Annotated in this window: 18 protein-coding genes; 11 read left to right on the forward strand and 7 right to left on the reverse strand. The window is 69.3% G+C overall.

Translation table 11 applies throughout. The annotated features are described in order from the left end of the window. Positions 1–8: 8 nt before the first annotated feature. A complete protein-coding gene (locus OWM54_RS33840) occupies positions 9–1583 on the forward strand; it encodes an aromatic amino acid hydroxylase (RefSeq protein ID WP_267700137.1) in 1575 nt (524 codons plus the stop codon). Positions 1584–2295: 712 nt separating this feature from the next. On the opposite strand, the gene mrpC is transcribed toward OWM54_RS33840, so the two are convergent. From mrpC to OWM54_RS33855, 3 genes are all read right to left on the reverse strand, one after another. Next, a complete protein-coding gene (gene mrpC / locus OWM54_RS33845; RefSeq protein WP_015351149.1) occupies positions 2296–3042 on the reverse strand; it encodes a Crp/Fnr family transcriptional regulator MrpC in 747 nt (248 codons plus the stop codon). A gap of 264 nt (positions 3043–3306) precedes the next feature. Beyond that, entirely contained in the window at positions 3307–4758 is a 1452-nt protein-coding gene (locus OWM54_RS33850; RefSeq protein WP_267700138.1) for a sigma-54-dependent transcriptional regulator, read from the reverse strand. A 10-nt stretch (positions 4759–4768) separates the two neighbouring features. After that, positions 4769–5743: a sensor histidine kinase gene (locus tag OWM54_RS33855; protein WP_267700139.1), complete on the reverse strand. Its 975-nt coding sequence runs from the start codon at positions 5741–5743 to the stop codon at positions 4769–4771. Positions 5744–5788: 45 nt separating this feature from the next. On the opposite strand from OWM54_RS33855, the gene OWM54_RS33860 reads away from it, so the two are divergent. The 4 genes from OWM54_RS33860 (at position 5789) to OWM54_RS33875 (ending at position 11102) form a co-directional block, all read left to right on the forward strand. Beyond that, complete coding sequence (locus OWM54_RS33860; protein WP_324289161.1) at positions 5789–8659, forward strand: fused MFS/spermidine synthase; 2871 nt, start codon at positions 5789–5791, stop codon at positions 8657–8659. Positions 8660–8821: 162 nt separating this feature from the next. Beyond that, positions 8822–9079 carry a hypothetical protein gene (locus OWM54_RS33865; RefSeq protein ID WP_046715176.1) on the forward strand — a complete coding sequence of 86 codons (258 nt, stop codon included), beginning with the start codon at positions 8822–8824 and terminating at the stop codon, positions 9077–9079. 156 nt (positions 9080–9235) lie between these two features. Beyond that, a complete protein-coding gene (locus OWM54_RS33870; protein WP_267700141.1) occupies positions 9236–10129 on the forward strand; it encodes a cupin domain-containing protein in 894 nt (297 codons plus the stop codon). 205 nt (positions 10130–10334) lie between these two features. Continuing rightward, positions 10335–11102, forward strand: coding sequence for a MerR family transcriptional regulator (locus OWM54_RS33875; protein WP_267700142.1), 768 nt, complete (start codon positions 10335–10337; stop codon positions 11100–11102). 6 nt (positions 11103–11108) lie between these two features. Here the strand turns inward: OWM54_RS33875 and OWM54_RS33880 are convergent, their stop codons facing one another. Both OWM54_RS33880 and OWM54_RS33885 read right to left on the reverse strand, forming a co-directional pair. Next, entirely contained in the window at positions 11109–13760 is a 2652-nt protein-coding gene (locus tag OWM54_RS33880) for a YfhO family protein (protein WP_267700143.1), read from the reverse strand. Next, the gene (locus tag OWM54_RS33885) at positions 13757–15265 is read right to left on the reverse strand and encodes a hypothetical protein (RefSeq protein ID WP_267700144.1); all 1509 of its coding nucleotides are present in this window, start codon (positions 15263–15265) and stop codon (positions 13757–13759) included. Before OWM54_RS33885 ends, OWM54_RS33880 begins: the two co-directional genes overlap by 4 nt. Positions 15266–15571: 306 nt before the next feature. Between OWM54_RS33885 and OWM54_RS33890 the strand changes: the two genes are divergently transcribed. The 6 genes from OWM54_RS33890 (at position 15572) to OWM54_RS33915 (ending at position 21725) form a co-directional block, all read left to right on the forward strand. Further along, entirely contained in the window at positions 15572–16090 is a 519-nt protein-coding gene (locus OWM54_RS33890; RefSeq protein WP_267700145.1) for a hypothetical protein, read from the forward strand. A gap of 181 nt (positions 16091–16271) precedes the next feature. Then, positions 16272–17597 (forward strand): amidohydrolase family protein, encoded by a 1326-nt coding sequence (locus OWM54_RS33895; RefSeq protein WP_267700146.1) that lies wholly within the window; start codon positions 16272–16274, stop codon positions 17595–17597. Positions 17598–17611: 14 nt separating this feature from the next. Next, the gene (locus OWM54_RS33900; RefSeq protein ID WP_267700147.1) at positions 17612–18586 is read left to right on the forward strand and encodes a class I SAM-dependent rRNA methyltransferase; all 975 of its coding nucleotides are present in this window, start codon (positions 17612–17614) and stop codon (positions 18584–18586) included. A 37-nt stretch (positions 18587–18623) separates the two neighbouring features. Then, on the forward strand, positions 18624–19901 hold the full coding sequence (locus OWM54_RS33905) for a serine/threonine protein kinase (protein ID WP_267700148.1): 1278 nt from the start codon (positions 18624–18626) through the stop codon (positions 19899–19901). A 1-nt stretch (position 19902) separates the two neighbouring features. Then, positions 19903–20700 carry a tRNA pseudouridine(38-40) synthase TruA gene (truA, locus tag OWM54_RS33910; RefSeq protein ID WP_223745524.1) on the forward strand — a complete coding sequence of 266 codons (798 nt, stop codon included), beginning with the start codon at positions 19903–19905 and terminating at the stop codon, positions 20698–20700. A gap of 20 nt (positions 20701–20720) precedes the next feature. Beyond that, positions 20721–21725 carry a hypothetical protein gene (locus OWM54_RS33915; protein ID WP_267700149.1) on the forward strand — a complete coding sequence of 335 codons (1005 nt, stop codon included), beginning with the start codon at positions 20721–20723 and terminating at the stop codon, positions 21723–21725. 127 nt (positions 21726–21852) lie between these two features. On the opposite strand, the gene OWM54_RS33920 is transcribed toward OWM54_RS33915, so the two are convergent. Both OWM54_RS33920 and OWM54_RS33925 read right to left on the reverse strand, forming a co-directional pair. Then, on the reverse strand, positions 21853–23463 hold the full coding sequence (locus tag OWM54_RS33920; RefSeq protein WP_267700150.1) for a Na+/H+ antiporter: 1611 nt from the start codon (positions 23461–23463) through the stop codon (positions 21853–21855). Positions 23464–23567: 104 nt separating this feature from the next. Next, positions 23568–24443 (reverse strand): ATP-grasp domain-containing protein, encoded by an 876-nt coding sequence (locus tag OWM54_RS33925; RefSeq protein WP_267700151.1) that lies wholly within the window; start codon positions 24441–24443, stop codon positions 23568–23570. Between the last annotated feature and the right edge of the window lies 1 nt (position 24444).

Here is a 24444-nt window from a genome sequence, read left to right on the forward strand (position 1 = left end):
ACTCGGATATGACGCCAACGGAACTGACGATATCCCGCCTGCCCGCGCATCTGCGGCGCTACGTGGTGAGCCAGGACTACGACGCGTACACGCCGAGGGACCACGCGGTGTGGCGGCACATCCTGGGCAAGCTGCGCGGACATCTCTCCGAGCGGGCGCATCCGGTGTACCTGGAGGGCCTGTCGGCGACGGGCATCAACCTGGAGGCGATTCCCAGCCTCGACGAGATGAACGAGCGGCTGTCGCGGCTGGGTTGGGCGTGCGTGGGCGTGCGCGGGTTCATCCCGCCGGCGGTGTTCACGGAGCTCCAGTCGATGGGTGTGCTGGCCATCGCGTCGGACATCCGCACGCACGAGCACATCGGCTACACGCCCGCGCCGGACATCGTGCACGAGAGCGCGGGGCATGCGCCCATCATCGCGAACCGGCGCTACTCGGAGTACCTCAAGGCCTGCGGCCTGGTGGGGTTCAAGTCCATCGCGAGCCTGGAGGACCAGGCGGTGTTCGAGGCCATCCGGAACCTGTCGGTGGTGAAGGAGGACCCGGACGCGAGCGAGGACGAGGTGGCGCACGCGGAGGCGCGGCTGGCGGCGGCGAGCGCGAGCCGGCGCTACGTGAGCGAGAGCACGCGCGCCAGTCGGTTGTACTGGTGGACCGCGGAGTACGGCCTGGTGGGGGACCTGGAGCGGCCGCGAATCTACGGCGCGGGCATCCTGTCGAGCATCGGCGAGGCGGAGCATTGCCTGACGCCGGCGGTGCGCAAGCTACCGCTCACGGTGGCGTGCGCGGACACGGAATACGACATCACGCGGATGCAGCCGCAGCTCTTCGTGGCGCGCGACTTCGAGCACCTGTTCGAGGTGCTCGCGGAGTTCGAGTCGACGCTAGCGTTCAAGCGCGGTGGGGACTTCGGGCTGGAGGTGGCGCGCGAGGCTCGCACGGTGAATCACCTGGTGCTGGCGGACGGGCGCGAGGTGACGGGGCGGGTGATGGAGTCGGTGCTCGCGCCGGGGCCGGTGGCGCCCGGGCTCACGTCCGCGCTGGTGCGGATGGAGGGGCCCATCATCGTCTCGCGCGGTGGCAAGGCGGCGGACGGGGCGCGGCCGTGGAATGGCTCGGCGCTGGTGGCGTTCGGCGCGGGCGGGTTGCCGGAGCGCGGGCCGTTCAAGCTGTCGCTGTCGAGCGGGTTGGAGCTGGAGGGCTTCGCCGCCGGTGGGGGCGAGGTGCTGGCGCTGCGCGCGCGGCTCGCGGGTCGGGTGTTGGAGGTGCCCGCGGTGACGAAGCTCTTCGTGAGCACGCACCTGCCCTCGGTGGCGGGTGGGCCCGCGGACCCGGCGACGTGGGACCGGTGGTTCGGTGAGCTGGAGGCGTTCGCGGAGGGCGACGGCGAGTCGAAGGCGCGCGAGCGCAAGTCGCTGGCGCTGCATCCGTCACTCGCGGCGCTCTACCGCGAGGTGCGAGGCTTGCGTGAGTCGGGGCGCGCGAAGCCGGAGCGTCTGGCGCAGATCGCCGCCGCCGCGACGGACTTCCAGGATGACTGGCTCCTGCGCGCCGAGGTCGAGGAGCTGAAGGCCCGCGCCTGAGTCGTAACGGGGCCGCGGGGGGTCTGGCGGTCTCGATGGAACCTCCAGGCTGAATGGCTCCTGAGCACCGAGGTCGAGGTGCTCGGAGCCCTCGTCCGAGTCGTGACGGGTCCGCAGGTGCAGAGGCGGTCCCGACGGACCCCCAGCACGCGCGTGGGGTTCGCGTGACGTGGCCTCTCGTGGCAGGCGCGAGTCCCACGCCGCAGGTCCCCTGTCGGCGGACGGTTCCGTGGGTCCGCGCGGACAGACGGCTCGACTCGCACGAGCGGCAAGTTTCTGGCCGCGCTCATCCCGTCGAGCGTTCGCTATCTCGCGCGGCGCGGGACGGATTGAACGAGTTGAACGGAGAGGTTCACTCGTCGGCGTTCGGTGGGCACCGGGCGTTTCGTCGAGTTCGTTCCCTCAGCCCCGCACCGGAGCGGGCTTCGTGGGTTCCACGACAGTGGAAATCACGCCCACATCGCGGCTTGTCTGATGGCCACGGACGTCCACTTTCGATCAACCCGGCCTCCGGATTGAACGAGTTGATCATCCGCGCATCCGGGAGCGCATGAAGTCGCCCGCACCGGAGAGCAGGGCCACGCCAGGCGAGCGCGCGGAGCGCATCAACCGGGGCACCCCAGAAACGACGCGGGCCCGGCCACACGCGAAGCGCATGGTCAGGCCCGTCGTTGAACGCTGCTTCGTCACACCCGCGAGCGCGGGCTGAGGCTCACTTCTCCTTCGAGGCGATCTTGCGCAGGGCCTTCTGGTCGCGCACGCAGAGGATGCGGCCGACGTTGCCGAGCACGCCCTCGCGCTTCATCTCGTTGATGAGCGTGGACACGAACGAGCGCGAGGCGCCCACCAGGTCCGCCAGGTCCTGCTGCGTGATTCCGCGCAGGTCCGTCTCACCGCCGTGGGGGCAGCGCTCACCGTGCGCCTCCACCAGCGTCAGCAGGGTGTCCGCCAGACGCGCCGGGACCTCCTTGAAGGTCAGGCCCAGCACGCGCTTGCGCAGGGCACGCACGCGCTCGGCGTAGGCGCGCACCACGTCCACCGCCAGGGCCGGACGCGCCTCGAGCTGCGCGCGGAAGTCACGACCCTCGATGCTCCACACCTCGGCCTCACCCGCCGCGATGGCCATCTCCTCGATGGGCGTCCCCTCGGGGCGGAACAGCTCGCCGAACAGGTCGCCCGGGCGCAGGATGGACACCACCGAGCGGGTGCCGTTCTTCCCGATGCGCATCAGGCGCACGCGGCCGGACTTGAGCAGATAGACGCGGTCCGTGTTGTCGCCGGGGCGGTAGATGGTCGAGTTGTGCGGGAAGGACTCGACCTTGAAGTACCCCTTGAAGTCGATGGCCTCCTGCCCCGGAACGAGCTTGTTCGCGGTGACCATCATCCCGGAGCTGGTCGCCTGGAGCGGCGCCACGACGTTGGAACCGATAGGGCCGAGGGGGCGATTGAAACCGTGCATGGCATTCACTCCGTGGAAGGCAGTCGGGGGTAGAAGCGGCCGCCTGCTTCGGCGGCAACGGGGCTTTCCAGTTCCAAGAGACGTGCCAGCGGGGAATGAAGTGCTCCAGGGGGAACACATCCAAGAATGCCGGGTACTTAGCGCTAGAGGTCCGTAGCACCCACCCTTCTGTGTCCAAAACCTGAAACAGAACGTTCAAACAGTCTGATCAAGTTGAACGAAACGTTAAATCCACCAGGGCCTCTGTCGCGGCCCGGACAGTGTTCACGGGTCGTCTTTCACGGGGAACCCCGGCCCTGAAGGGTTCTGTCCCTGTGAAAGATTGTACTTCTGCAGTTTGCGCTCGAGGGTCGGGCGACTGATTCCAAGAATCTGGCAGGTGCGACCCTTGTGCCCCTTGGTGACGGCCATCGCACGGGCGATCAGCATCCGCTCCGCTTCGTCGAGCGTCGGAATCTGGCTGGCGTCGTCCACCGCGGGCGCGGTGAACATGAGGCTGTTGCTCGGGGGCCGTCCGTTGTCCGGTGAGGGCTGGGTGTCGAGTGACGGGAGATCATCCCCGCGGAGCACATCCCCTGGCGCGAGGACGACAGCGCGCGTGAGCACGTTCTCCAGCTCGCGCACGTTGCCCCGCCACGGCAGCCGGGTGAGGCGCTCCATCACCTCGGTGGGCACGCGCGTGACGCGCTTGTGGACCTTCTCGTTGATGCGCTCGAGCAGGTGCTTGACGAGCAGCGGGATGTCCTCGCGCCGCTCGCGCAGCGGGGGAATCAGGAGGGTGATGACCTTGAGGCGCTGGTAGAGGTCCTCGCGGAAGCGCGTGGCCTCCACCTCCTCGGCGAGCGTGCGGTGCGTCGCGGCGATGACGCGGGCGCGCAGCTTGATGCGCTTGACGCCGCCCACGCGCTCGAACTCGCGCTCCTGCAGCACGCGCAACAGCTTCGCCTGGAGCATCAGCGACATGTCGCCAATCTCGTCGAGGAAGACGGTGCCGTCCTCGGCCAGCTCGAACTTGCCCGGCTTGCCCGAGGTGGCGCCGGTGAAGGCGCCCTTCTCGTGGCCGAACAGCTCGCTCTCCAGCAGCGTGTCGACAATGGCCGAGCAGTTGATGCCGATGAAGGGCCGGGGCTCGTCGTACGAGTAGTTGTGGATGACGCGGGCGATGAGCTCCTTGCCGGTGCCGCTCTCGCCCGTAATCAGCACGGTGGCGTGGCTGCCCGTCACCTTGCCGATCTCCTTCACCAACTGCTGCATCAGGGGACTGGTGCCCACGATGTCGCCCAGGCGCACCGCGGCGTTCTCGCGGTTGACCTCGTCCGCGCGGCGCGACAGCTGGCGGTACTCCAGCGCGCGCTCGACGACGAGGTCCAGCGCGGCCGGGTCCGGGAAGGGCTTGTGGATGTAGTCGAACGCTCCGGCCTTCATGGCCCGGATGGTCGTCTCCATGTCGTGGTACGCGGTGACGAGGATGATGCGGGCGTCGCCGCACAGCCCCTTCATCTCCTCGATGATCTCCAGGCCCGTGCGGTCCGGGAGCATCATGTCGAGGATGACCACGCTGGGCATGGTCTCCTGGGCCGCGCGCAGGCCCGCCGCGGCGCTGGTGGCGGTGGCTACCTGGTAGCGCGGCTGGTTGTCGTGCTCGATCTCCTCGAAGTGCATCTTCAAGGTCTCGAGGAGCGACACGTCGTCGTCGACGATGAGGAGGGTCTCCATGGCGTCCCTCTCAGGTGGCGAACGTCAGCGTGAACACCATGCCGGGCTCCGCGCTGCCCTCGGCGGCCACGTCCCCCCCTTGCCCCATCATCACCCGGCGCAGGGCCGCCAGCGACAGGCCCGCCCCCCGGGCCAGCCGCGAGCCGAAGGGCTCGAACAGGGTGCCGCTCTCCTCGGGAGGCAGGGCGGCGGCGGGGTCCTTGAGCACCATGAGCACGCGGCCCGGTCCGCCCCGCTTCAGGGCGACCTCCACCGGGCTGTCCTCGGGGCGGCCCATGGCCACGTTGAGCAGCACCTGTGCCAGCACGGGCCGCAGCCGGTTGGGGTCCACGCGCACGCGCGGCAGCTCCGCCTCCTCGTCCACGCGCACCTCGATGCGCCGCTCGGCCAATTCCAGCGCGACCATGCCCTGGGCCTCCTGGAGCACCGAGCGCAGCGCGTGCGCGTCCAGGTTGGGCGTGGTGTCGCGGCCGTACTCGGACAGGAGCCACAGCATGCGCTCCATGGTGCGGATCTCCCGGTTGGCGATGGTCAGCCGCCGCTTGTCCCGGTCCGACAGCGCGGTGTTCCGCGCGAGCGTCTGCACCGCCATCTTCACCGAGGACAGGGGGTTGCGGATCTCATGGCTGAGCGACGAAGACAGCCGGGAGATCTGCACCGGCGGCGCGCCCTCCAGCAGCACGTTGAGGTCCTGGACGCACGCGCAGGCCTCGCCGTCCTCCTGACCGAGCGTGAGCCTCAAGGGCGTGGCGTCCTCTCCGCCCAGGTGCGCGGAGACGAACTCCACGGCGCGGCGGTCCTCGCGCGCGACGCGGTCCAACTCGCGGGCGCGCTCCTGGGAGACCCCGAGGGCCAGGTGGAGCGGGCGGTCCACGAGTGACTCGGCGGGGTGCTGGAGTATGGCGGCGCAGTCTCCCTGCGCGCGGGTCACCCGCAGGCCTGGAGACCAGGCGAGCAATGCGGCTTGCAGGAGGTGGGCGTTCATTGGTGGGTCCCGAACATAACGAGTAAGGTTCCGCGCTGTCCCCTTATGTCCCTCATCGCGCGTTTCCCGAAGAACCTTGTGTCGGCCCTCCTCTTCCTGTCGGGAGGCACCGCGCTGGTCTACGAGCTGGTCTGGTCCAAGTATCTCGGGAACGTCCTGGGCAACAGTGGTCAGGCGCATGCCGTGGTGCTCGCCACCTTCATGGGCGGCCTGGCGCTGGGTGCATCTGTCTTCGGGCGGACAGCGGACCGGGTGAAGAGCCCGCTGGCCCTCTACGGCGTGCTGGAGCTGGGCGTGGCGCTGTACGCGCTGGCCTTCCCCTACGTCCTCGACGCCCTGGGGGCCCTGTGGCTGGCGGTGGCGCCCAGCGTGCCGGACGGGTGGCGGGTGGGGCCCCGACTGCTGGTGGCCGCGCTGTCCCTGGTGGTGCCCACGCTGCTGATGGGCGGCACGCTGCCGGCGCTGGTTCGTCATTTCGCGGACAGTCTGTCGGGGGTGCAGCGGGAGCTGGCGCGGCTGTACGCGGTCAACAGCCTGGGCGCGGCGCTGGGCGTGTTCATCGCGGGCACGCGGCTGGTGCCGGTGCTGGGGCTGTCGGCCTCCGCGAAGCTGGCGGCGGGGCTGAACATCCTGTTGGCGGTGGCGGCGCTGCTGCTCGCGCGCAGGCACCCTCCGGCGCTCGCGCCCGGACAGGCGGCGCCGGTGGCGGAAGGAGCCCAGGACGTGGCCTATCCCCGCGTGGCGGTGCGCGCGGCGCTGGTGGGCGTGCTGCTGTCGGGCTTCACGTCCATGCTCTACCAGGTGACGTGGATCCGCCTCTTGTCCATCGTCCTGGGCGCGTCCACGTACGCGTTCACGCTCATCCTGACGGCGTTCATCCTGGGCATCGGCCTGGGCAGCTTCTGGCTGATGACGCGGGCACAGAAGGTGGACTCGCTGCGCGTGTACGGCTTCACGCAGGTCGCGCTGGTGGCGAGCCTCTGCGTCGCGCTGCCCCTGTACGTGCGGCTGCCGCACCTGTTCCGCTCGGCGCAGTGGATGATGACGCGCTCGGTGGACACCTGGCCCTTGTTCCAGTTGCTCACGTTCGGCTTCTGCTGCCTCGTGCTCCTGGTGCCCACGTTCTTCATGGGCGCGGCCTTCCCGGCGGCGGCGCGTGTGGCGACGGCGAAGGTGTCCGAGGTGGGGCGCGAGCTGGGCAGTGTGTACCTGTGGAACACGGTGGGCACCATCACCGGCTCGGCGCTGGGCGGGCTGGTGCTGATGCCGTGGTGGGGCATGGAGGGCAACTTCGTGGCGGGCGTGGTGGCGAACCTCGCCGCCGCGGCGCTGGCCTTCCACGCGCTGTCGGGTCGTCCGCTGAGCCCGGTGCGCGCGCTGTGGCCGGTGGGCGCGGCGGCGCTGTTGGCCGTGGTGGTGCTGGGCAGCATGAGCGGCTGGTCCGTGCGGCTGTCGGGCATCGCCTCCATCCGCTCGCACCAGAAGCCGCCGGACAGCTACGCGAAGCTGGTGGCGGACACGGAGAAGAACTTCCAGCCCGTGTTCTACCGGGACGACACCTTCGCGACGGTGCTGGTGGCCGACTATCCGAAGGACCACCTGCGCTTCATGAAGCTCAACGGCAAGATTGACGCCTCCAACGGCAGCGACGTGGAGACGCAGGTGATGGCCGGCCACCTGGGCGCGCTGCTCCACGCGCGCGAGCCGAAGAACGTGCTCCTGGTGGGCGCGGGCGCGGCGATTACCGCGGGCAGCGTGCTGGCGCACCCGGTGGAGCGGCTGGACATGGTGGAGATCGCCCCGGCGGTCATCGACGCCGCGCGCCTGTTCAAGGATGACAACCGCAACGCGGTGGATGATCCGCGCACGCGCGTGCACATCGACGACGCCAAGACGTTCATGGCGCTGGCGGACCGCAAATACGATTTGGTCGTGAGCGTGCCCTCCAACCCGTGGGTGGCGGGCGTGTCCGGCCTGTTCACGCGGGACTTCTTCCAGACGGTGGACCGGCACCTCACCGACGACGGTGTGCTGGTGCAGTGGATCCACACCTACGAGAGCAATGACGAGCTCATCCGGTTGGTGGTCCGCACCATGCGCGACACCTTCCCGCACGCCACCACGTGGCTGGGGCCGCAGGACCTGGTCATGGTCGCGAGCCGCAAGCCGCTGTCCCTCGACGTGGAGCGACTGGCCCGGCGCATGGCGCTGCCGGAGGTGCGCAAGGACCTGGAGCGGGTGGGGCTCACGGACGTGTTCTCGCTGCTCTCCAAGCAGGTGCACAGCGAGGAGGGGCAGCTCGCCTTCGCGGGGCCGGGGCCCATCAACACGGACGACCACAACCTGCTCGAGTACGCCTCGCCCATCGCCTTCTTCGTGGCGAACCTGGACGTGCGCGTGAAGGACGAGCGGCGCTCCCCGGACGGAAGCTCACGGCTGTTCATCGAGGACTACCTGCGCCAGCATCCGCCTACCCCCGAGCAGGCCGAGCGGCTCTACCGGAACATGGAGCGCTACCATGCCGCGAATGATCCCCTGGTCCGGGGCGTGGCCTCGCTGTGGCGGCAGGTGGCGCCCGACAGCCGAGGGGCCGCCGTGGCCCTGGCCCGCGCCGCCCTGGCCCAGAAGGACCTGTCGCTGGCCGCCTCCCTCCTGGAGCCCGAGGTGCGAAAAGGTGGGCGTGAGCCGGAGCTGATCGCCGCGTACCTGAAGCTCGTGGCCGAGCAGGCCTGGGCCACGCGCACGGTCTGGACGCCGGTGGATGCCCGGGAGGCGCTCGCATTGGGACGGCAGGCCGCCGCCGAGCACCCGGGGGACGAGGAGCTGTCACGGGCGGTGCGGAACCTGTGCGATGCTCTCCCTGCCTCGGCGTGTACCCGGGATTCTCCACCCGTTGCGGCCCCGGTCGGCCCCTGAGCGGGCCTCCAATTCTCAAGAAGTGAGCTATTCGCCCGGAATCACAGGAGATTACCCCCATCCTCCCGATGACGGATGGAGGTGCAGGTGGGATCTCCTTTAGGGTGCGTTTCAACCCCGAGTAACAGGGTGTCTTTCCCGTCTGAACCCCAGGAGACTTCCATGAAGGCGATCTCGAAGAAGAACCAGCTCCGCAAGGCTCGTGGTCAGGGCATGACCGAGTACATCATCATCGTTGCCCTCATCGCGATCGCCGCCATCGGCGTTGTGACGCTGTTCGGTGACAACATCCGCAAGCTGTTCGGCGCCTCCGCGGCCGCCCTCGCCGGCAACTCCGACGTGGACAACGACGGTCAGTCGTCCAACGTCGCGCTGAACAAGAAGACGATGAAGGACTTCGGCAAGAACAACGCCTACTGAGTCCCTCGGGTCTCGTGAGGAGTCGCCTCGCGGCGCTTCCTCCGAATCATGTGGCGGGTGTCCTCCTCACGGAGGGCCCCGCCATGTTTCTTTGTGCGCTTCAGGCTCGGCTGCGGTGCGAGGGGCCTGACGACGCTGACGTCCAGGATGCCCTCCTTGAGCGAGCCCATCTCGGTTGAGTCCGCCACGCTGCGACGTCGGGTGGTGTTGTACCGGACGCTGTCGCTGGTGCTGACGGTGTTCCTGGTGGCGGTGCTGTTCGCGGTGAAGCGCGCGATGACGGTGCCCGAGGACCCGGAGGTCGAGGTCTTCGACGTGCCCGCCGTCTTCGAGTCGCTGGCGAAGAAGAACCCCGACGCGGCGGACATCTCGGACACGTTCTTCTTCGCCGACGGCGCGACGGTGCACCTGCACGTCATGGGGCGAGGGCAGGCGTGCCCGCTGCACATCCACCGTCGGACTCATGAGGCCACGGTCATCGTCGCGGGCCAGGCGGAGGTGCAGCAGATCTGGGGGCAGGATGGGGCGCTGACGGAGCGACGCGGGACGCATCCGCCCGGGGACTTGATTGCCTCCGAGCCTTTCACCGGACACGCGTGGTTCAACCGCGCGGAGGACCAGATGCTGGGCAACCTGGTGTTCGCCGCGCCGCGCTTCGATGGGAATCTCTACATCGACGCGGAGGACGCGCGGATGCAGCGGGGGCCGGAGCCCTTCACGTTCACGCCGTTGCAGGCGCTCGCGAAGCTGGCCGAGGGGGGCGGGGAGTCGGTGGTGGTGAAACTGCCCGCGTTGGAGGGGCGGATGTCCAGCGTGGTGCTCGAGCGCGGGGCGCATTCGCTGGAGGCGACGCGCGCGGAGCCGGTCATCGTCTACGTGGCGGAGGGCGCAGGTGTCCTTGCTGCTGACGAGGAGAAGCCGGTGAAGGTGGGCCAGTTGTGGGTGCTGCGTCGGGGGGCCTCGGTGCGCGTGACGGAGGGCTCACCGCTGATGCTCTATGTCTTCCGTCCTCCGATGGACGCTCCCGCGAGCGTGGCGCGCGGCGAGTGACGTGGGGGCTTGCGGGCCTCTCGGCGGAGGGCTCACCGCTGGATCCCAACCTCTTTCTCCTGCACACGGCCCCTTCCGCGAATGGCGCGGGGCCCTGCTGGCAGCCTCGATGGCTTGCGGGGAATCAGCCGTGTGCTCCGTGCACGCCCGGGGTTGACCCTCACGCGACGTGAGGCCTTAGTCATCTCATCCGAGGTGGAGAGAGATGGCCCTTACAGTCAGCCAGGTGGCCCGTCTGGCGAAGGTCAGCGTCCGGGCGTTGCATCACTATGACGACCTGGGCCTGTTGAGTCCCTCGGGGCGCAGCGAGGCGGGTTACCGGCTGTACACGCAGGTGGACCTGCGGCGGCTGCAGCAGGTGCTCTTCTTCCGGGAGCTCGGCTTCGCGCTGGAGGAGATCCGCCGCATCCTGGGCGACCCTCACTTCGACCTCCGCGCGGCCTTGCTCATGCAGCGGCAACTGCTGTCCGAGCGGGCCTCGCGACTGGACGCTCTCCGGCGCACGGTGGACCAGGCGCTGGAGGCACTCGAGCAGGGGAAGCACATGGACAACGAGAAGATGTTCGAGGCGTTTGGGGACTTCGACCCGTCGAAGTACGAGGCGGTGGTGAAGGAGCGCTGGGGCGACACCGAGGCGTACCGGGAGTCGTCTCGACGGACCTCGCGCTACAAGAAGGAGGACTGGAGCGCCATCAAGGCGGAGCAGGACGGCCTCCTCGGGTCGCTCGCGAGGCAGCTCGAAGCGGGGCGCGCGGCGACGGACCCCGAGGTGCTGGCGCTCGCGGAGGCGTATCGCCAGTTCATCTCGAAGTGGTTCTACCCGTGCTCACACGTGATGCAGCGAGGGCTCGGCGAGATGTACGTGGGGGACTCGCGCTTCACTGAGAACCTGGACAGCGTGAAGCCGGGGCTCGCGCGGTACCTGCGAGATGTCTTCGTGGCGAACGCGGAGCGGCACGGCGTGACGTCGTGAGACGCGTCACGCGCGGCGTCTCGCCCTGAGCCACACGAAGCCGAGCCCCGCCCAGCCGAGCAGTGACAGGGCGAGGCCCAGGCGGAAGCTCGTGGGTGCGTAGTCGAAGTGGACGCGGTGGGCGCCGGGAGTCAGGCGCACGGCGCGCAGGGCGTGGTTGGCACGGTGGATGGGTGTGTCCTTCCCGTCCACCGTCGCGCGCCACCCGGGGTAGTAGCTGTCCGAGACGACGAGGTAGCTGTCGTCACACGCGCTGACGTCGAGCTCCAGGTGCTGGGCGGTGCTCTTCTCGATGCGCACGGAGCCTCCCGCGCACTCGGGCTGGTCCAGGGGCTCGCCAGTGGCGAGGAAGGCGATCTCCCGGAAGGGATGGTCCTCGTCGAGGACGGCCTCCAGTGCCTCTTCGTCGGAGACGACGCGGGCACGCTGGACCAGGAACGCGCGAGGCAGCGCGGTGCGCGAGCGCGACAGCGTGGTGCCGTCCTCGGCCTGGTGGAGCAGCTCGAGGTCCTCGAAGGGGGGCGGCCCCTTGCGGATGTAGTGCGTGACGCCCGCGAGGTCGTATGCGCCGCGCTCTCCCGCGAGGTGGAAGACGTCCGAGCGCAGCGGCTCGGGGGCGCCGTAGCCTTCGAGGGCAGGGAGGCGTTCCTCGACGAAGCGATTGGGGATGAGGCGGTCGAGGCTGCGCTCGATGGTGTTGGTGATGCCCACGCGCGTCGGGTCCTCGGGTCCTTCGATGTCCGCGCTGATGCGTCCCTGGAAGGGCTCGGGCAGGAAGGCGCGCAGGGAGAAGGGCTGCTTCAAGGCCTCCCAGGGCGTGTACCTGGGAACGCCGAGCAACGAGTGCGCGGCCGCCAGTTCGAGCACGGCGAGGGCCGCGAGGCCGTGTCGCACGCGGCGCGGTCGGGCGAAGGACCACGGCAGCAGGAGCACTGTGACGACGGCGAGCCCGAGCGCGAAGGGCACCCAAGGGGCGCCTGCTTCAGCGGAGGCGCGCATGGGGAGCATGCGCACCAAGGGGCCACTCGCGGCGATGGCGGCGCCCATGAGGACGAAGGCCACGACGGCCTTCACGCGTGAGGGAGGCAGCTTTCGTGCGAGCCGGCCCAGCGCATCCAGTCCGAAGGCCGCGAGCACGGAGAGGCAGAAGGCGGTGCCGACGAAGTATTTCGCGGGATAGCGGAAGAGGGAGAACGGCGGCACGGACTGGAGGACCCAGGCCGCGGGAGGGAAGTGCCGACCCAGGCTCAGGAGCACCAGGGCGAGCGCGCCGATGAGGAAGGGGCGAGCGCGCCGGGGACCGTGGAGCCCACCAACGATGGCGAGCGTGCAGGGCAGGGTGCCGAGGAACAGGTTGAGGATGAACCACTGGTCCTTGCCCCAGTACCTGTCACGAGGCCAGTCCGCGAGCGGCCACACCGACGAGAGGACCTGCGGCCAGGACACGGACCACGCGAGCTGCTCCGACCAGCCACCCTGCGCGCGCAGCGAGTTGAGCGCGAACTCGGCCGTGGGCAGCAGGACCACGGAGGCGAGGATGGCGGAGAGGATGAAGCCACCCGCGATGGCCGCCACGGCGCGGATTCGGGAGCGGAGTCCAACCCGCGAGGCCCGTGATGAACGGGGCGCGGCGGTGGTGACGTGGAGGGACTGCTCCGGCTCGGTGGTGGTGCTGGAGGCGGCGTGGGGGGCGCTCTCAAGCGCGGACGCGACCTGAGAGGAAGGGCCCACGAGCGGGCGATGCGCGGTGGGGAGTTCGGCGGCACGAGCCGCATCCTCTGTTGAGGATGAGCCTGTGGGGTGAGTCTCCGGGAGAGTGAGTCGGGCCGAGGACTGCTGCTCGGCAGGAGCAGAGGTTTCGCGGAATGCCACACCATCAGGCGATGACACCGAATCCGCGGGGTTCGCGACGCATCCCTCGGTTGCGCGAGGCGCCTCGCTGCCTTCGTGCTGCGACGGGCCGGGGCTCGCTGCGTGTGCTACCGAATGCGCTGTGCCCGTGCCCTGCGCGCCAGGTGTCCTCGTCGCACCGACGAACCCAGCCACGAGCACCGCGATGATTCCCTGCCACAGCGTGGTCTCCGGCGAGCCGGCGAACAGGGACAGGGTGGAGAAGATGGCGAGGCGGGTCAGCGGTCCGCGCCCGGGCTGGAGCGCGAGGTCATACGCGGCCAGGAGGATGAACCCACTCCAGGCCGCGGCATCCACGACGTTCTGCTGGATGCCCAGGTCCGTCATCATCGGCGACAGACCGAACATGGCGCCCGCCACGAGCGCCGCGGGCCACGAGGCGCGCAGCCTCCTCGCGAGCAGGAACACGCCCACCGCCGCGAGCGCCGCGTGAGCGATGTGCATCACCGTCATCGAGACGATGTGCCCGGAGACGAGCACGGCCACCCAGCGCGGCGGGTAGAACACCTGCGAGTAGAGCGTCGCGGCGAACGGCTGCCCCAGCCGCATGTACGGCGTCCACAGGGGCAGCTCCCCCGTGCGCAGGGACTCGAGCAGGAACGCGGAGTCGGGGAAGAAGATGCGGAACACGTCGCGGCCCGCGAGCAGCTCGCCGCGCAGCACGGGGCTGTAGTCGAACGCGAGCATCGCCACGAGCCCGACGACGGCGAGCGCGACCTTGCGTCCCTCGAGTCTCCGCGTCGTCATGGGTGGCCCGTCGCGGTGGGACGCTCGCGAATCCACAGGACGTAGTTGCCGTCCCGAGCCTCCTCCCGCCAGCCCCCGAGCACACGGAGGTTGTCGAGCAGGATGTTCCCCGGGTTCTCGATGTCCCAGAGCAGGTAGTCCGGGTCATAGCGAGCCAGCGCGTCCTCCCAGCCGGGCTCACCCCAGACGAGCTTGTCGTAGTCCTCGTGGATGGACATGGGGAACGGATCATTCCGGCTGTCGATGAACACCTTGTAGTCGGCGCCCGCGAAGAACGAGATGGGTCCGCCGATGACGAAGGGGTTGAGCACCTTGCCCGGCGGGTGCTTGCGCAGCGCCTCGAACACGGGGATGGGGATGACGGAGCGCTTCACGCCCTGGTCGAAGGGCAGCGGGTGCTGGGCGTGAATCACGACGAGCCCCAGCAGCGCGAGCGTGGGCCAGAGTCCGCCACCGGCCCTGGCGCTCCACCCGGCCGTCCACGCATCCACCCGACCCCAGAATCGCTTCCATGCACCGACCGCCGTGTCCGTGGTCTCGCCCGCGACACGCGTCAGCGCCGCATGCTCCAGCAGGGCGAGCGCGAGCAGCACGGCCGCGAAGGGCGCGTGTCGCTGGACCTTGATGGCGGCGAGCCCCAGCACGAAGGCGGGCAGCAGGATGGCCACCTTGCGGACGCGGGACTGGCCGACGGCGAAGCAGGCCGCGCCGCCGAGCGCGAGATAGGCCCAACTCGACGCGAGGTCGAGGTTGAGGGGGCGCCACTCGACGATGGTCTGCGTGGAGGCGAGGAGTGAGTGGTGGATGGGGTACAGGTAGATGTTGATGCCATCGGGCCCCAGGCCCGCGGCGAGGAACGCGGCCACGCTGAAGCCGACGGCCTTCAGTGTGCGCCGGAGCGACTCCGGGGTGCGCTCGTCGAGGTACTGGCCCACGGCGGTGGAGCCGAGGAGCGCGGGCCCGAGCAACCAGCTCCCGTGCACGTTGGCCCAGATGGCGCCGAGAAAGGGGAAGACCCAGAGGATGCGGTCATTGCCCGCGCGCCATGACTGGATGGCGAGGACCGCGAGGGTGAAGAGCAGGTGGCCGAGGTGGTACGGGCGCTCCTGGGGCCATGTGGGGCCGTAGACGACGAGCAGGGCGGCGAGCGTGGCGACGGCCAGCAGGCCGCGTCGACCCGAGGCGGCGCGCTCAAGAACCTTCCACAGGAGCATGAGGTTGAGCGCGACGAGCCCCGCGACGAGCAGTGCGGGACCCGCGGCGCCGAGCAGGCGGATGAGGCCGACGCAGAGCACGCCGAAGCCCCACTCGTGAGGCACCCAGCCCGCGGTCCCCGTGACGCTGAAGGGGTCCACGCGGGTGAAGCCGTTCTTCAGGACGAACTGGCCCCCGGCGAGGTGGAAGAAAAGGTCGAAGTTCTTGAGCGGCGACATCCCGAGCCGCACGGTGAGCACCAGTGCCGCCAGAGCCGCCGGTCCTGGGAGGAGGAGGGACCGCGTTCTCATGTGGGCCGCAGCCTACAGTGCTCCCGGGCCTCCTGCGAAGGCGCGCTCGATGGAGCAAGCTCGATGGCTGCCTGCCCCGTGCCAGGGAGTCGTGCCCATCAAGGACGGTCTGGACGCGGCGCTTGACGACCCGTGCGGCGTTCGACCCGCAGCCGGGGTGCGACCGAGAGCTGCTATGTGTGGCTTCGGGCCGTGGGCGTGTTGGCCAATATGGGGGAGGGGTGAACCCGAGGTCGGACCGAGGACCTGTCTGTGTTATCGATGGAGAGAGTGCGACGCTGGTTGGACGCGTGGAGCCATCGGTGCTTGCTGTCCGTACACGAGCGACGGGCTCATGAAGGGTTTTCCATCTATGCGGCGGATGAGGCTGACTTCGTCCTGGTGATGGAAGGCATCGACTTCTTGCTGGAGTCCGACCCAGCGCGCTTCAACCGAGCCCTGAGACACCTCCCGTCCATCCTGTGTTCGCCCCTGGGCACGTCTGCAAACCGCTCGAATCAGACGCTCTACCTGAATCCGCGTGAGTTCAACGAGCCGGTCTCCGTGGCGCTTGCCCTGGTCTATTCCTCCATGCAATCAGCCGTGGCCACCCGGTATCCGCGAAAGGAGCACCACGTCTCGCTGGGCCAACGGACTTGTGCTCGCGATGGAGAGCACTTCCTTCGAAGGGCTGCTCGACTTCAGGGCGTCGAGCGGGCCGAGATAGAGCGCATGATTGCGGTATTGCGCGAGGCCCATGGGCCGGGCCCGTACAAGGCGCGAAGGCGCCAAGACCGACATCGGTCCTTGCGCGAAATCATCCAGTACGCGCGGGGACGATGGTGAGGTTCGTTGGCGGTTGATGTGTCTTTGGGTTCGGAGGCCCGACGGCTTATCAAACCGTGCGGCCCTGCGTTCCTGGGCTGCCTCTCCTGGCGGGTACTGGCAAGCCCTTGAAGTGGGCCCTGGATTCCCGGATTTACTCCACTCCCGTCCTCCAGGCCCCGTGCTATGACTGGGCTCGGACATGGAAGGTCGCCTGCTGCTGAAGAACTGCGCTGTGTTCCGAGCGGACGGTCGGGTCCGCCGTGGCATGGCCGTGGTGGTCGAAGGTGGCGTCATCCGTCGCGTCGCTCCCGACGCCCAGGTACCGGTGCTGCCAGGTGACTGGGAGGTCGCCTGTCGCGGACGCCTCGTCGCTCCGGGCCTGGTCGACAGCCACTCGCACCTCGTCAACGGGCAGCTGTTGCCGCCCAATGGCCAGTTCCTCCTCCTGCCGCCTCGCGAGCGACTGGAGCGCATGCGCCGCGTGGCCCGCCTCGTCTCCTCCGAGGACGTGGAGGCCCTCACGCGCTTCGCCGCCGCGCGGGCCCTTCGTGACGGCGTCACCCTCGTCGTCGAGCACCTCGCCTGCTCCGATGTCGCCGGTGGTCTCGCCGCCCAGGCCCGCGCCGCCGAGAGTGTCGGCCTGCGCCTCGTCACCAGCCACGCCACGCACAGCATGGACGGCGCCTCCCAAGCGGACGCGTGGCTCGACGCCAACGCGGACTTCGCCCGTCGTCATGCGAAGCACCGCATGGTGCGCGGTGCGCTCGGCTTCCACGCCTCGTACACCTGCGAGGACTCACTCCTGTCGCGCATCTCCCGCCTGAGCGCGGAGCTCGACGTCCCCACCGTCTTCCACCTCGCCGAGAACGAGGACGACCTCAGCACCACCTACGCGCGACATGGTCAGCGCGTGGTGCCCCGGCTCGACTCGCTCGGGCTGCTCGGCCCTCGCGCCATCGCCGGCTATGCCCGCGCCCTGGACAGCGCCGAGGCCACCCGCCTGGAGCAGACCGAGACCTTCGTGTCCCTCGCGGCGCGGGGCGTGCGCACCCTCGAGCGTGGCACGGACCCGATGGAGGCCATCCTCCTGCGCCTGCACCTGCTCGGCCTGGGCACCGGCGGCCACGGGACTCTCCAGGACGAGCTGCTCGCGGCCCTCGTCGGTGTGCTGCGCATCTCCCGTGCGGGTCACCTGCCCGACGTGGACAGCACGCTCGCGCACCTGCTCGTCAGCGGGCCCGCGGAGCTGTGTACGCGCCTGTTCGGTCTGCCCTCGGGCACCGTCGAGGAGGGCAGCCTCGCCGACCTCGTCGTCTACGACTCGATTCCCGCCGCCGACCCCGAGACGGGCTACTCGCCCTATCTCATCGGACAGCTCGCCCGGTCTCCCGTCGCCTGGACCATCGTCGATGGCCGCGTCCGTGTGCGTGAAGGACAGCTGCTCGGCACCGACTACGTGGACCTGTCCCTCGCCGCCACCGAGGCGCTCGAGCGCGTCTGGTCCCGCGCGCGGCTGGGAAGCTGATACAGGGAGGGCCCATGCCCACCCTCGTGGACACACTGCGGACCGCGCAGGCCCGGCGCGGCCCCCTGCTCGACGCCCCTCGCACCACCGCGTTCCGCGTCCTCAATGGCGAGGCGGACGGCGTCCCCGACGTCACCGTCGACCGCTTCGGCGGGCTGTACGTCGTCAGCCTCTACCGCGACCTCTCCGCCTCGGAAGAAGAGTCCCTCCTCGACGCAGCGATGGCCGCGTGGGCTCCGACGAGCCTCTATCTCAAGCGTCGCCCCCGGGAGGCCCGTGTCCTCGCCAACGTGGCGAAGGAGACGCTCGCACCGGAGAGCGCCGCGCGCGGTGAGCCCATCGAGTCCCTCACGGCGCTCGAGAACGGCCTGTCCTTCCTCATCCGCCCCGGACAGGGACTCTCCGTCGGCCTGTACCTGGACATGCGCGAAACCCGCGCGTGGCTCCTGAACGAGGCGCGCGGCCTCACCGTGCTCAACCTCTTCTCTTACACCTGCGCGTTCGGCGTCGTCGCCACCGCGGCCGGCGCGAAGCGGGCGCTCAACGTGGACGCGAGCCGCCGCGTGCTCGAATGGGGCGAGGAGAACGCGCTCCTCAACGGGCAGGCCGCGGACCGCTATGACTACGTGGCCGGGGACGTCTTCGACTGGCTCAAGCGATTGGCGAAGAAGGGCGAGACGTTCGACCTCGTCATCGCGGATCCTCCGTCCTTCTCCAACACGAAGGAGGCCCGCTTCTCCGCGGCGCGCGACTACGCCCGACTGGCCGAGGCCGCCGCTCGCGTCGTCGCACCGGGAGGCCGGCTGGTCGCCTGCTGCAACCATGCGGGCCTGCCCCTGAAGCGCTTCGAGACGATGGTGGCCGAGGGCATCGCCCTGGCCGGACGACAGGGGAGGGGGCTGGGGTCGACGGGGCCTTCTTCCCTCGACTTCCCGAGCCCTCCTGGCCAGGAGCCGGCCTTGAAGGTCCACGTCGTCCAACTTCGTTAGCGCGAGGTGCCCTGGCGCGGGTTAAGGTGCAGGGTCCATGTCTCCCGCCGCACCGCAGCAGCGCGAAACCGGTCGCTTCGGCAAGTACCGGCTCATCGACCGCATCGCCGTTGGAGGGATGGCGGAGATCTTCCTCGCGCACCAGGAAGGTGAGGACGGACGCGAGTCGCCCGTCGTCATCAAGCGCATCCGCCCGCACCTGTCCAAGCACGCGGCCTTCGTGAAGATGTTCCTCAATGAGGCCCGGCTCGCCGCCCAACTCAACCACCCCAACGTCGTGCAGATCCACGACCTGGGCAAGATCGCCGAGAGCTACTTCATCGCCATGGAGTACGTGGCCGGCCGCGACATGCGCCGCGTCGTGCCCAAGGCGGAGGCGCTCGGCATCCCCTTCCCGCTGGTCTACGCGGTGAAGATTGCCTCCTGCGTCTGCGCGGGCCTGCACCACGCGCACACGAAGGCGGACCTCTACGACAACCCGCTCAACATCGTTCACCGGGACGTGTCGCCGGAGAACATCGTCGTCGCCTTCGACGGCTCGGTGAAGATCCTCGACTTCGGCATCGCCAAGGCGGCCAACCAGGTCAGCCAGACGCGCACGGGCGAAATCAAGGGCAAGCTCAGCTACATGAGCCCCGAGCAGTGTCTGGGCAAGGCGCTGGATTGCCGCAGCGACGTGTTCTCGCTCGGCGTCGTGCTCTACGAGTGGCTCACGGGCTTCAAGCTCTTCACGGGCGAGTCCGAGGTCGCCGTGATGCGCAGCATCACCGAGGGGAAGATCTACGCGCCCTCGTACTTCCGCGAGGACCTGCCCGAGCGCGTCGAGGTCATCCTGATGAAGGCGCTCGAGAGGGATCGCGAGCGCCGCTATCAGACGGCGGCGGAGATGCAGAAGGACCTGGACGCGTTCCTGGACGCGTACGACTTCACGCCCACGCCGCTGCACCTGGCCAACTTCATCAAGCAGCTCTTCGAGGAGGAGCTCCAGGAGGAGCAGCGCCGCCAGCGCGCGCGCCAGGCCACCGCGCCCACCTCCGAGGAGGCGCTGGAGCTGTCCGAGGTCGTCGGCGCGCTGGACACCGCTCCGCCGCCCGTGTCCGAGCCTTCCCCCGCCGTCACCACACCCCTGACGATTCCGCCGGGAATCGCCGCGCTCGCGCCCGGCGGTCCCGAGGAGCGCACCGAGCCGCGTATGCTGGCCGTGCCGCTCACCGTGGAGCAGTTGGAGGCGCTGGAGACCGTGGCCCGTCGCAACAACGTGCAGCCGGGCCGCATGGTGGCCGAGCTCCTCGAGTCCTGGCTCAAGTACCGCTGACATGCCTCGGTTGAAGCTGACGCTCGAATACGAGGGCACGCGGTACGTGGGCTGGCAGGTGCAACCCAATGGCCGCGCCCTCCAGGCCGTGCTTGAGGAGTCGCTGGGGAGGCTGCTTGGAGAACAGGTGTCCGTGCGCTCCGCCGGGCGCACCGATTCGGGCGTGCACGCGACGGGGCAGGTCATCTGCTTCGACACCGAGCGCGCGCTGCCGCTGAAGGCCTATGTGCAGGGCCTCAACAGCCTGTTGCCGGAGGACGTCGCGGTGGTGAGCGCGGTGGAGGCCCCGGATGGGTTCGACCCGAGGCGCTGGTCCCGGGGCAAGCGTTACCGTTACCGGGTGAACAATCGCCGCACGCGCTCGCCGCTCTTGCGCACGACGCACTGGGAGGTGTTCGCGCCGCTGGACGTGGAGGCGATGCGGAGGGCGTCGGCGCACCTGTTGGGCCGGCATGACTACTCTGCGTTCCGGGCGTCGGACTGCCAGGCCAAACACGCGGTCCGCGAGGTGCGCCGGCTGTCCGTCGAGGGCGAGCCGGGTGGGGCCATCAGCTTCGTGGTGGAGGGGACGGCCTTCCTGAAGCACATGGTCCGAAACCTCGTCGGGACGCTGGTGGAGGTGGGCAAGGGCCGTCGGTCCGAGGCGTGGGTGGCCGAGGTGCTGGCCTCTCGGGACCGGAAGAAGGCCGGGCCCACGGCGCCTCCCCAGGGGCTGGTGCTGGAGGAGGTTTTCTACGCGGACGGCCCGCCTCCTCGCTCACCGGGGGGCGAGGCGGACGCGGACGAGGACGAGGGCTGAAGTGGAGTAGGCTGCCGGCCGTGAGCCCCAAGACCAGTGCCCTCGAGCCGTTGCGTGTTCGAATCCGTCGTTTCCAGTTCATCGTGGGACTGGGTTTCATCGCGCTGGTCGCGGGCTCGACGCTGAGTGTGTCGCTGACGCTGCGGCTGAGTCAGCGGGTGCAGTCGCTGTCCTTCGGGCCGCTCAAGATTCTCGTCGCGGTGCTGCTGGAGAACCTGTGGTTGCTCGCGGTGCTGCCGGCGCTCTGCTACGGCGCGGGCCGGGTGATGGAACTGCGGCCCTGGAAGACGGCGGCGGGCGCGGCGGTGTCCGGCGCCACCTTCGTCCTCGCGCTGGGCTTCGTGCAGGGCGGCGTGGATTCGCTGTGGCTGGGCGGCCTGGGCTCGGTGCTGAACGTCTTCGCCTTCGCGGGCGGCGTGGTGCTCAGCGCCCGTGCGCTGAAGCTCGGACGGGACGCGGCGGCGAAGCAGACGGAGAAGACGCAGGCGAAGTCCGAGGCCCGCAAGTCCGAGTACGACGAGTTCCTCCGCGCGGCGGAGCAGGGCGGCGCCCGGCTGGAGCAGCGCGAGGCGCAGGGGACCTCCGGCGTCGCAACGGCGGCCACCGTTGAGGGCGCTTCGACGGGAACTGCCTCCGCTCCGAGCACCGAGACGCTGGGCTCCGCTTCCGCGAGCGCAGCGGCGACTTCCGGTGTCTCGACTCCCACCGCGGTCGACTCGCTCGGCGCGTCCATCTTCGGGCAGGAGAACGCGCCTGGCGCGGTGACTCCCGTTGCGGTGGATGCCTCGGCCACAGGCGCGGTGGAGGCGCTCAGCGCATCCACGTCGAGCGCGGAGACGGCCGCTCCGCCTGACGCGGCGACGGCTCCGAGCGCGGTGGAAGCGCTCGGTACCTCGACGGCGAGCGCCGTGACAGCGGGTTCCCTCAGTGATGGGCTTCCCGGGCAGGTGATTCGCCTGCCCGAGCAGTCCTTGTCATCCTCGGCCCCCACAGCTTCGGATTCGCAGAAGCCCTCCGAGGCCTGAGCAGCCTTCGAAGCGGGGCTGTCCGAGGGACGGCGTGACAGGCCTGTCCCGGTGACTCCCGTGAGCGGGGACTCCTCACCCGCCACGACGCCCGGTCATCCCGGGCCATCGTGACGGGGAGCCCGACTCAGGTCCCGACGGCGCTCGTGGGCGTCGACGGTGCTGCGGGCGAGGAGGTGTGGGCCTCGGCGGCGTCGGCCTGGGCGATGCGCTCGTCCAGCTCCGCGGTGAGCCTGGCGAAGGCCTCCTTGCCGATGGTCGCCGACTGGTACGCCTTGAGCAGCGACTCCTTCTCGACGATGAGCACGCGGCGGATGGCCTCCTGGTGCTCCTCCTCGTGGAAGCGCATCGACTGCTGCTTGAGCTGCGCCAGCTCCGTCTCCGTCACGCGCTCCTTCTCCTGGTAGTCCTTCTCGAGCTGGCTCACCACGTCGCCAGGAATCTCCCGCGAGCGACGCATCGCCTCGAGCGCGGCCATCGCGGCGTGGATGGCGCCCAGTCGACCGCGCGCCAGCTCGTACTGCTCCTGGTACTCGTCCTTCAGGCCCGTGATGCGCAGCTTGCGCAGCAGCGGCGCCATGGTGAGGCCCTGGAACACGATGGAGAGCACCACCACGCCGAACGTCATGTTCACCAGCAGCTCGCGGTGCGCGAAGTCCGCCGGGAGACTCAGCACCAGCACCATGGAGATGGCGCCGCGCAGCCCGCTCCAGGTGAGCACCGCGCTCCACGACCAGGGCATGCGCTCCGAGGTGAGCTTGAGCAGCGCGGACACGCCGTACACCACCACCGCGCGGCCGGCGATGACCGCGACGTAGGCCGCGAGAATCGGCTTCCACGACGCGAGCAACGAGGTGAGGTTCACCTCCAGGCCGATGAGCAGGAACACCACCGAGTTGAGCGCGAAGGACCAGTACTCCCAGAAGCTCTCCACCGCGACGCGCGTGGTGGGGCTCATGCCCTCGTGCGTGGCCCAGTTGCCGCACAGCATGCCGGCCACCACCGTCGCGATGACGCCCGAGTAGTGGAAGTTCTCCGCGATGACGAACGAGCCGTACGCCGCGATGACGGTGCAGGTGATCTCCACCATCGCGTCATCCACCTTCTTGATGACCCGCGCGGCCACGTAGCCCACCGCGCTGCCCACCACCATGCCCATGCCGGCGACCTTGATGAAGTCCATCACCGCGCCGCCCACGGTGAACTGGCCGCCCATCGCCACGCCCACCACCAGGGTGAAGAGCACCACGGCGGTGCCGTCGTTCAGCAGGCTCTCTCCCTCCACCAGGATGAGCAGCCGCTTGGGCGCGCCCAGTGACTTGAACAAGCCCACCACCGCGATCGGGTCCGTCGAGACGATGACCGCGGCGAACACCAGCGCCGGAATCATCCCGAAGCCCGTCACCACGTTCATCCCCTCCACCCACTGGGAGAGGATGAGCGCCGTCAGGCCCGCCGAGGCCGCCACCCCGGGAATCGCCATCGCGTGGATGGCCAGCTTGTTCTTCCAGAACTTGCGGAACTCGACGTGGAACGCCGCCTCGAACAAGAGGCCCGGCAGGATGATGGCGAAGAGCAGCTCCTTGGTGAGGTGCGGTGGCTCGAACAGATGCACCGCGCCCAGCGTCAGCCCCGCCACCACCAGGGCCACCGTGTAGGGAATCTTGAAATACCGCGCCGCGATGGCCACCGCGGTCGCGACTGCGAAGATGAGGACGAAGGCCAATTCGAAATGCATCGTTCCTTGCCTGGTTTGACGTCAAATCTTCAAAGGAACGGACCATAACCCAGATGCCCCGCGAGTCGGGGCACCCAGGCGCAAATGGCGTGGCGGGTGCCTGTCTACCCGGTCCCCAGCAGGGGCTCGAAGAGGGCGCGAGGGTCCAGCCCCGGAGGCAGGCCGGAGACGCCGCCGTCGTTCACCTCGATGACGGCCCAGCCGCCGTCCTGGAGCATGGCGACGTCGAGGGAGAAGAAGGGTGAGTCGATGCGGCGTCCCAGCGGCTCGAAGGATGAGAAGTCGGGGACCTCGACGTCGAACTCATGTTGCGGCTCGGCGGCGAGCAGGCGGCCGTGGCCGAAGAAGAGGCGGAACTCCAGGTGGGCGGGGCCGGTGGGCGTGCGGCCGTAGACCTTGAGGGGCAGGTACTTGCGCACGACGAGCCCCCGCTCGAAGCGCTCGCCGCGCTCCTCCACGAGGTTCTCGCACGTGCGCGAGAAGTCCTCGAGCGTGGCGCCGGCGGGCACGTGGCAGGCCTCCTCCCAGCGCTCCTTCGCGGACTTCACGTGGTCCTTGAGAATCCACGGCGGAGGGCCGAGCACGCGGGCCGCTTCGCTCCAGGCCTCGCGGGCCACCGTGCCCTCCGTCCAGATGGAGCGCGCGGTGTAGCGCGCGAGGCGCGGGTACCAGAGGGGCAGGTACAGCGCGGCGGCGTACTGTGTGGGTGTGGTGGTGAGCCGGTGGCCGCGCTCGGAGAGGGCCTCGTCGAGCGAGGTGTACTCCTCCTCGGTGAGCATCCAGCCCCGGTAGAGCAGGCGCAGGGGGCCTTGGTGCGGCACGGCCTCGAGCGCCAGCTCGACGTTGCCGTTGAGCAGCGCGGCCAAGTCCACCTGGTACGTGTCGAACCCCAGGGCCTCCGCGGCCTCGGCTTCCACATCGAAGGTGTCGTGCTGGGAGGGATTGCGACCGAACAGCAGGGCGCGTGCAATGCGAGCCATG

It is taken from the genome of Myxococcus sp. MISCRS1, assembly GCF_026626605.1.
Taxonomy (GTDB): domain Bacteria; phylum Myxococcota; class Myxococcia; order Myxococcales; family Myxococcaceae; genus Myxococcus; species Myxococcus fulvus.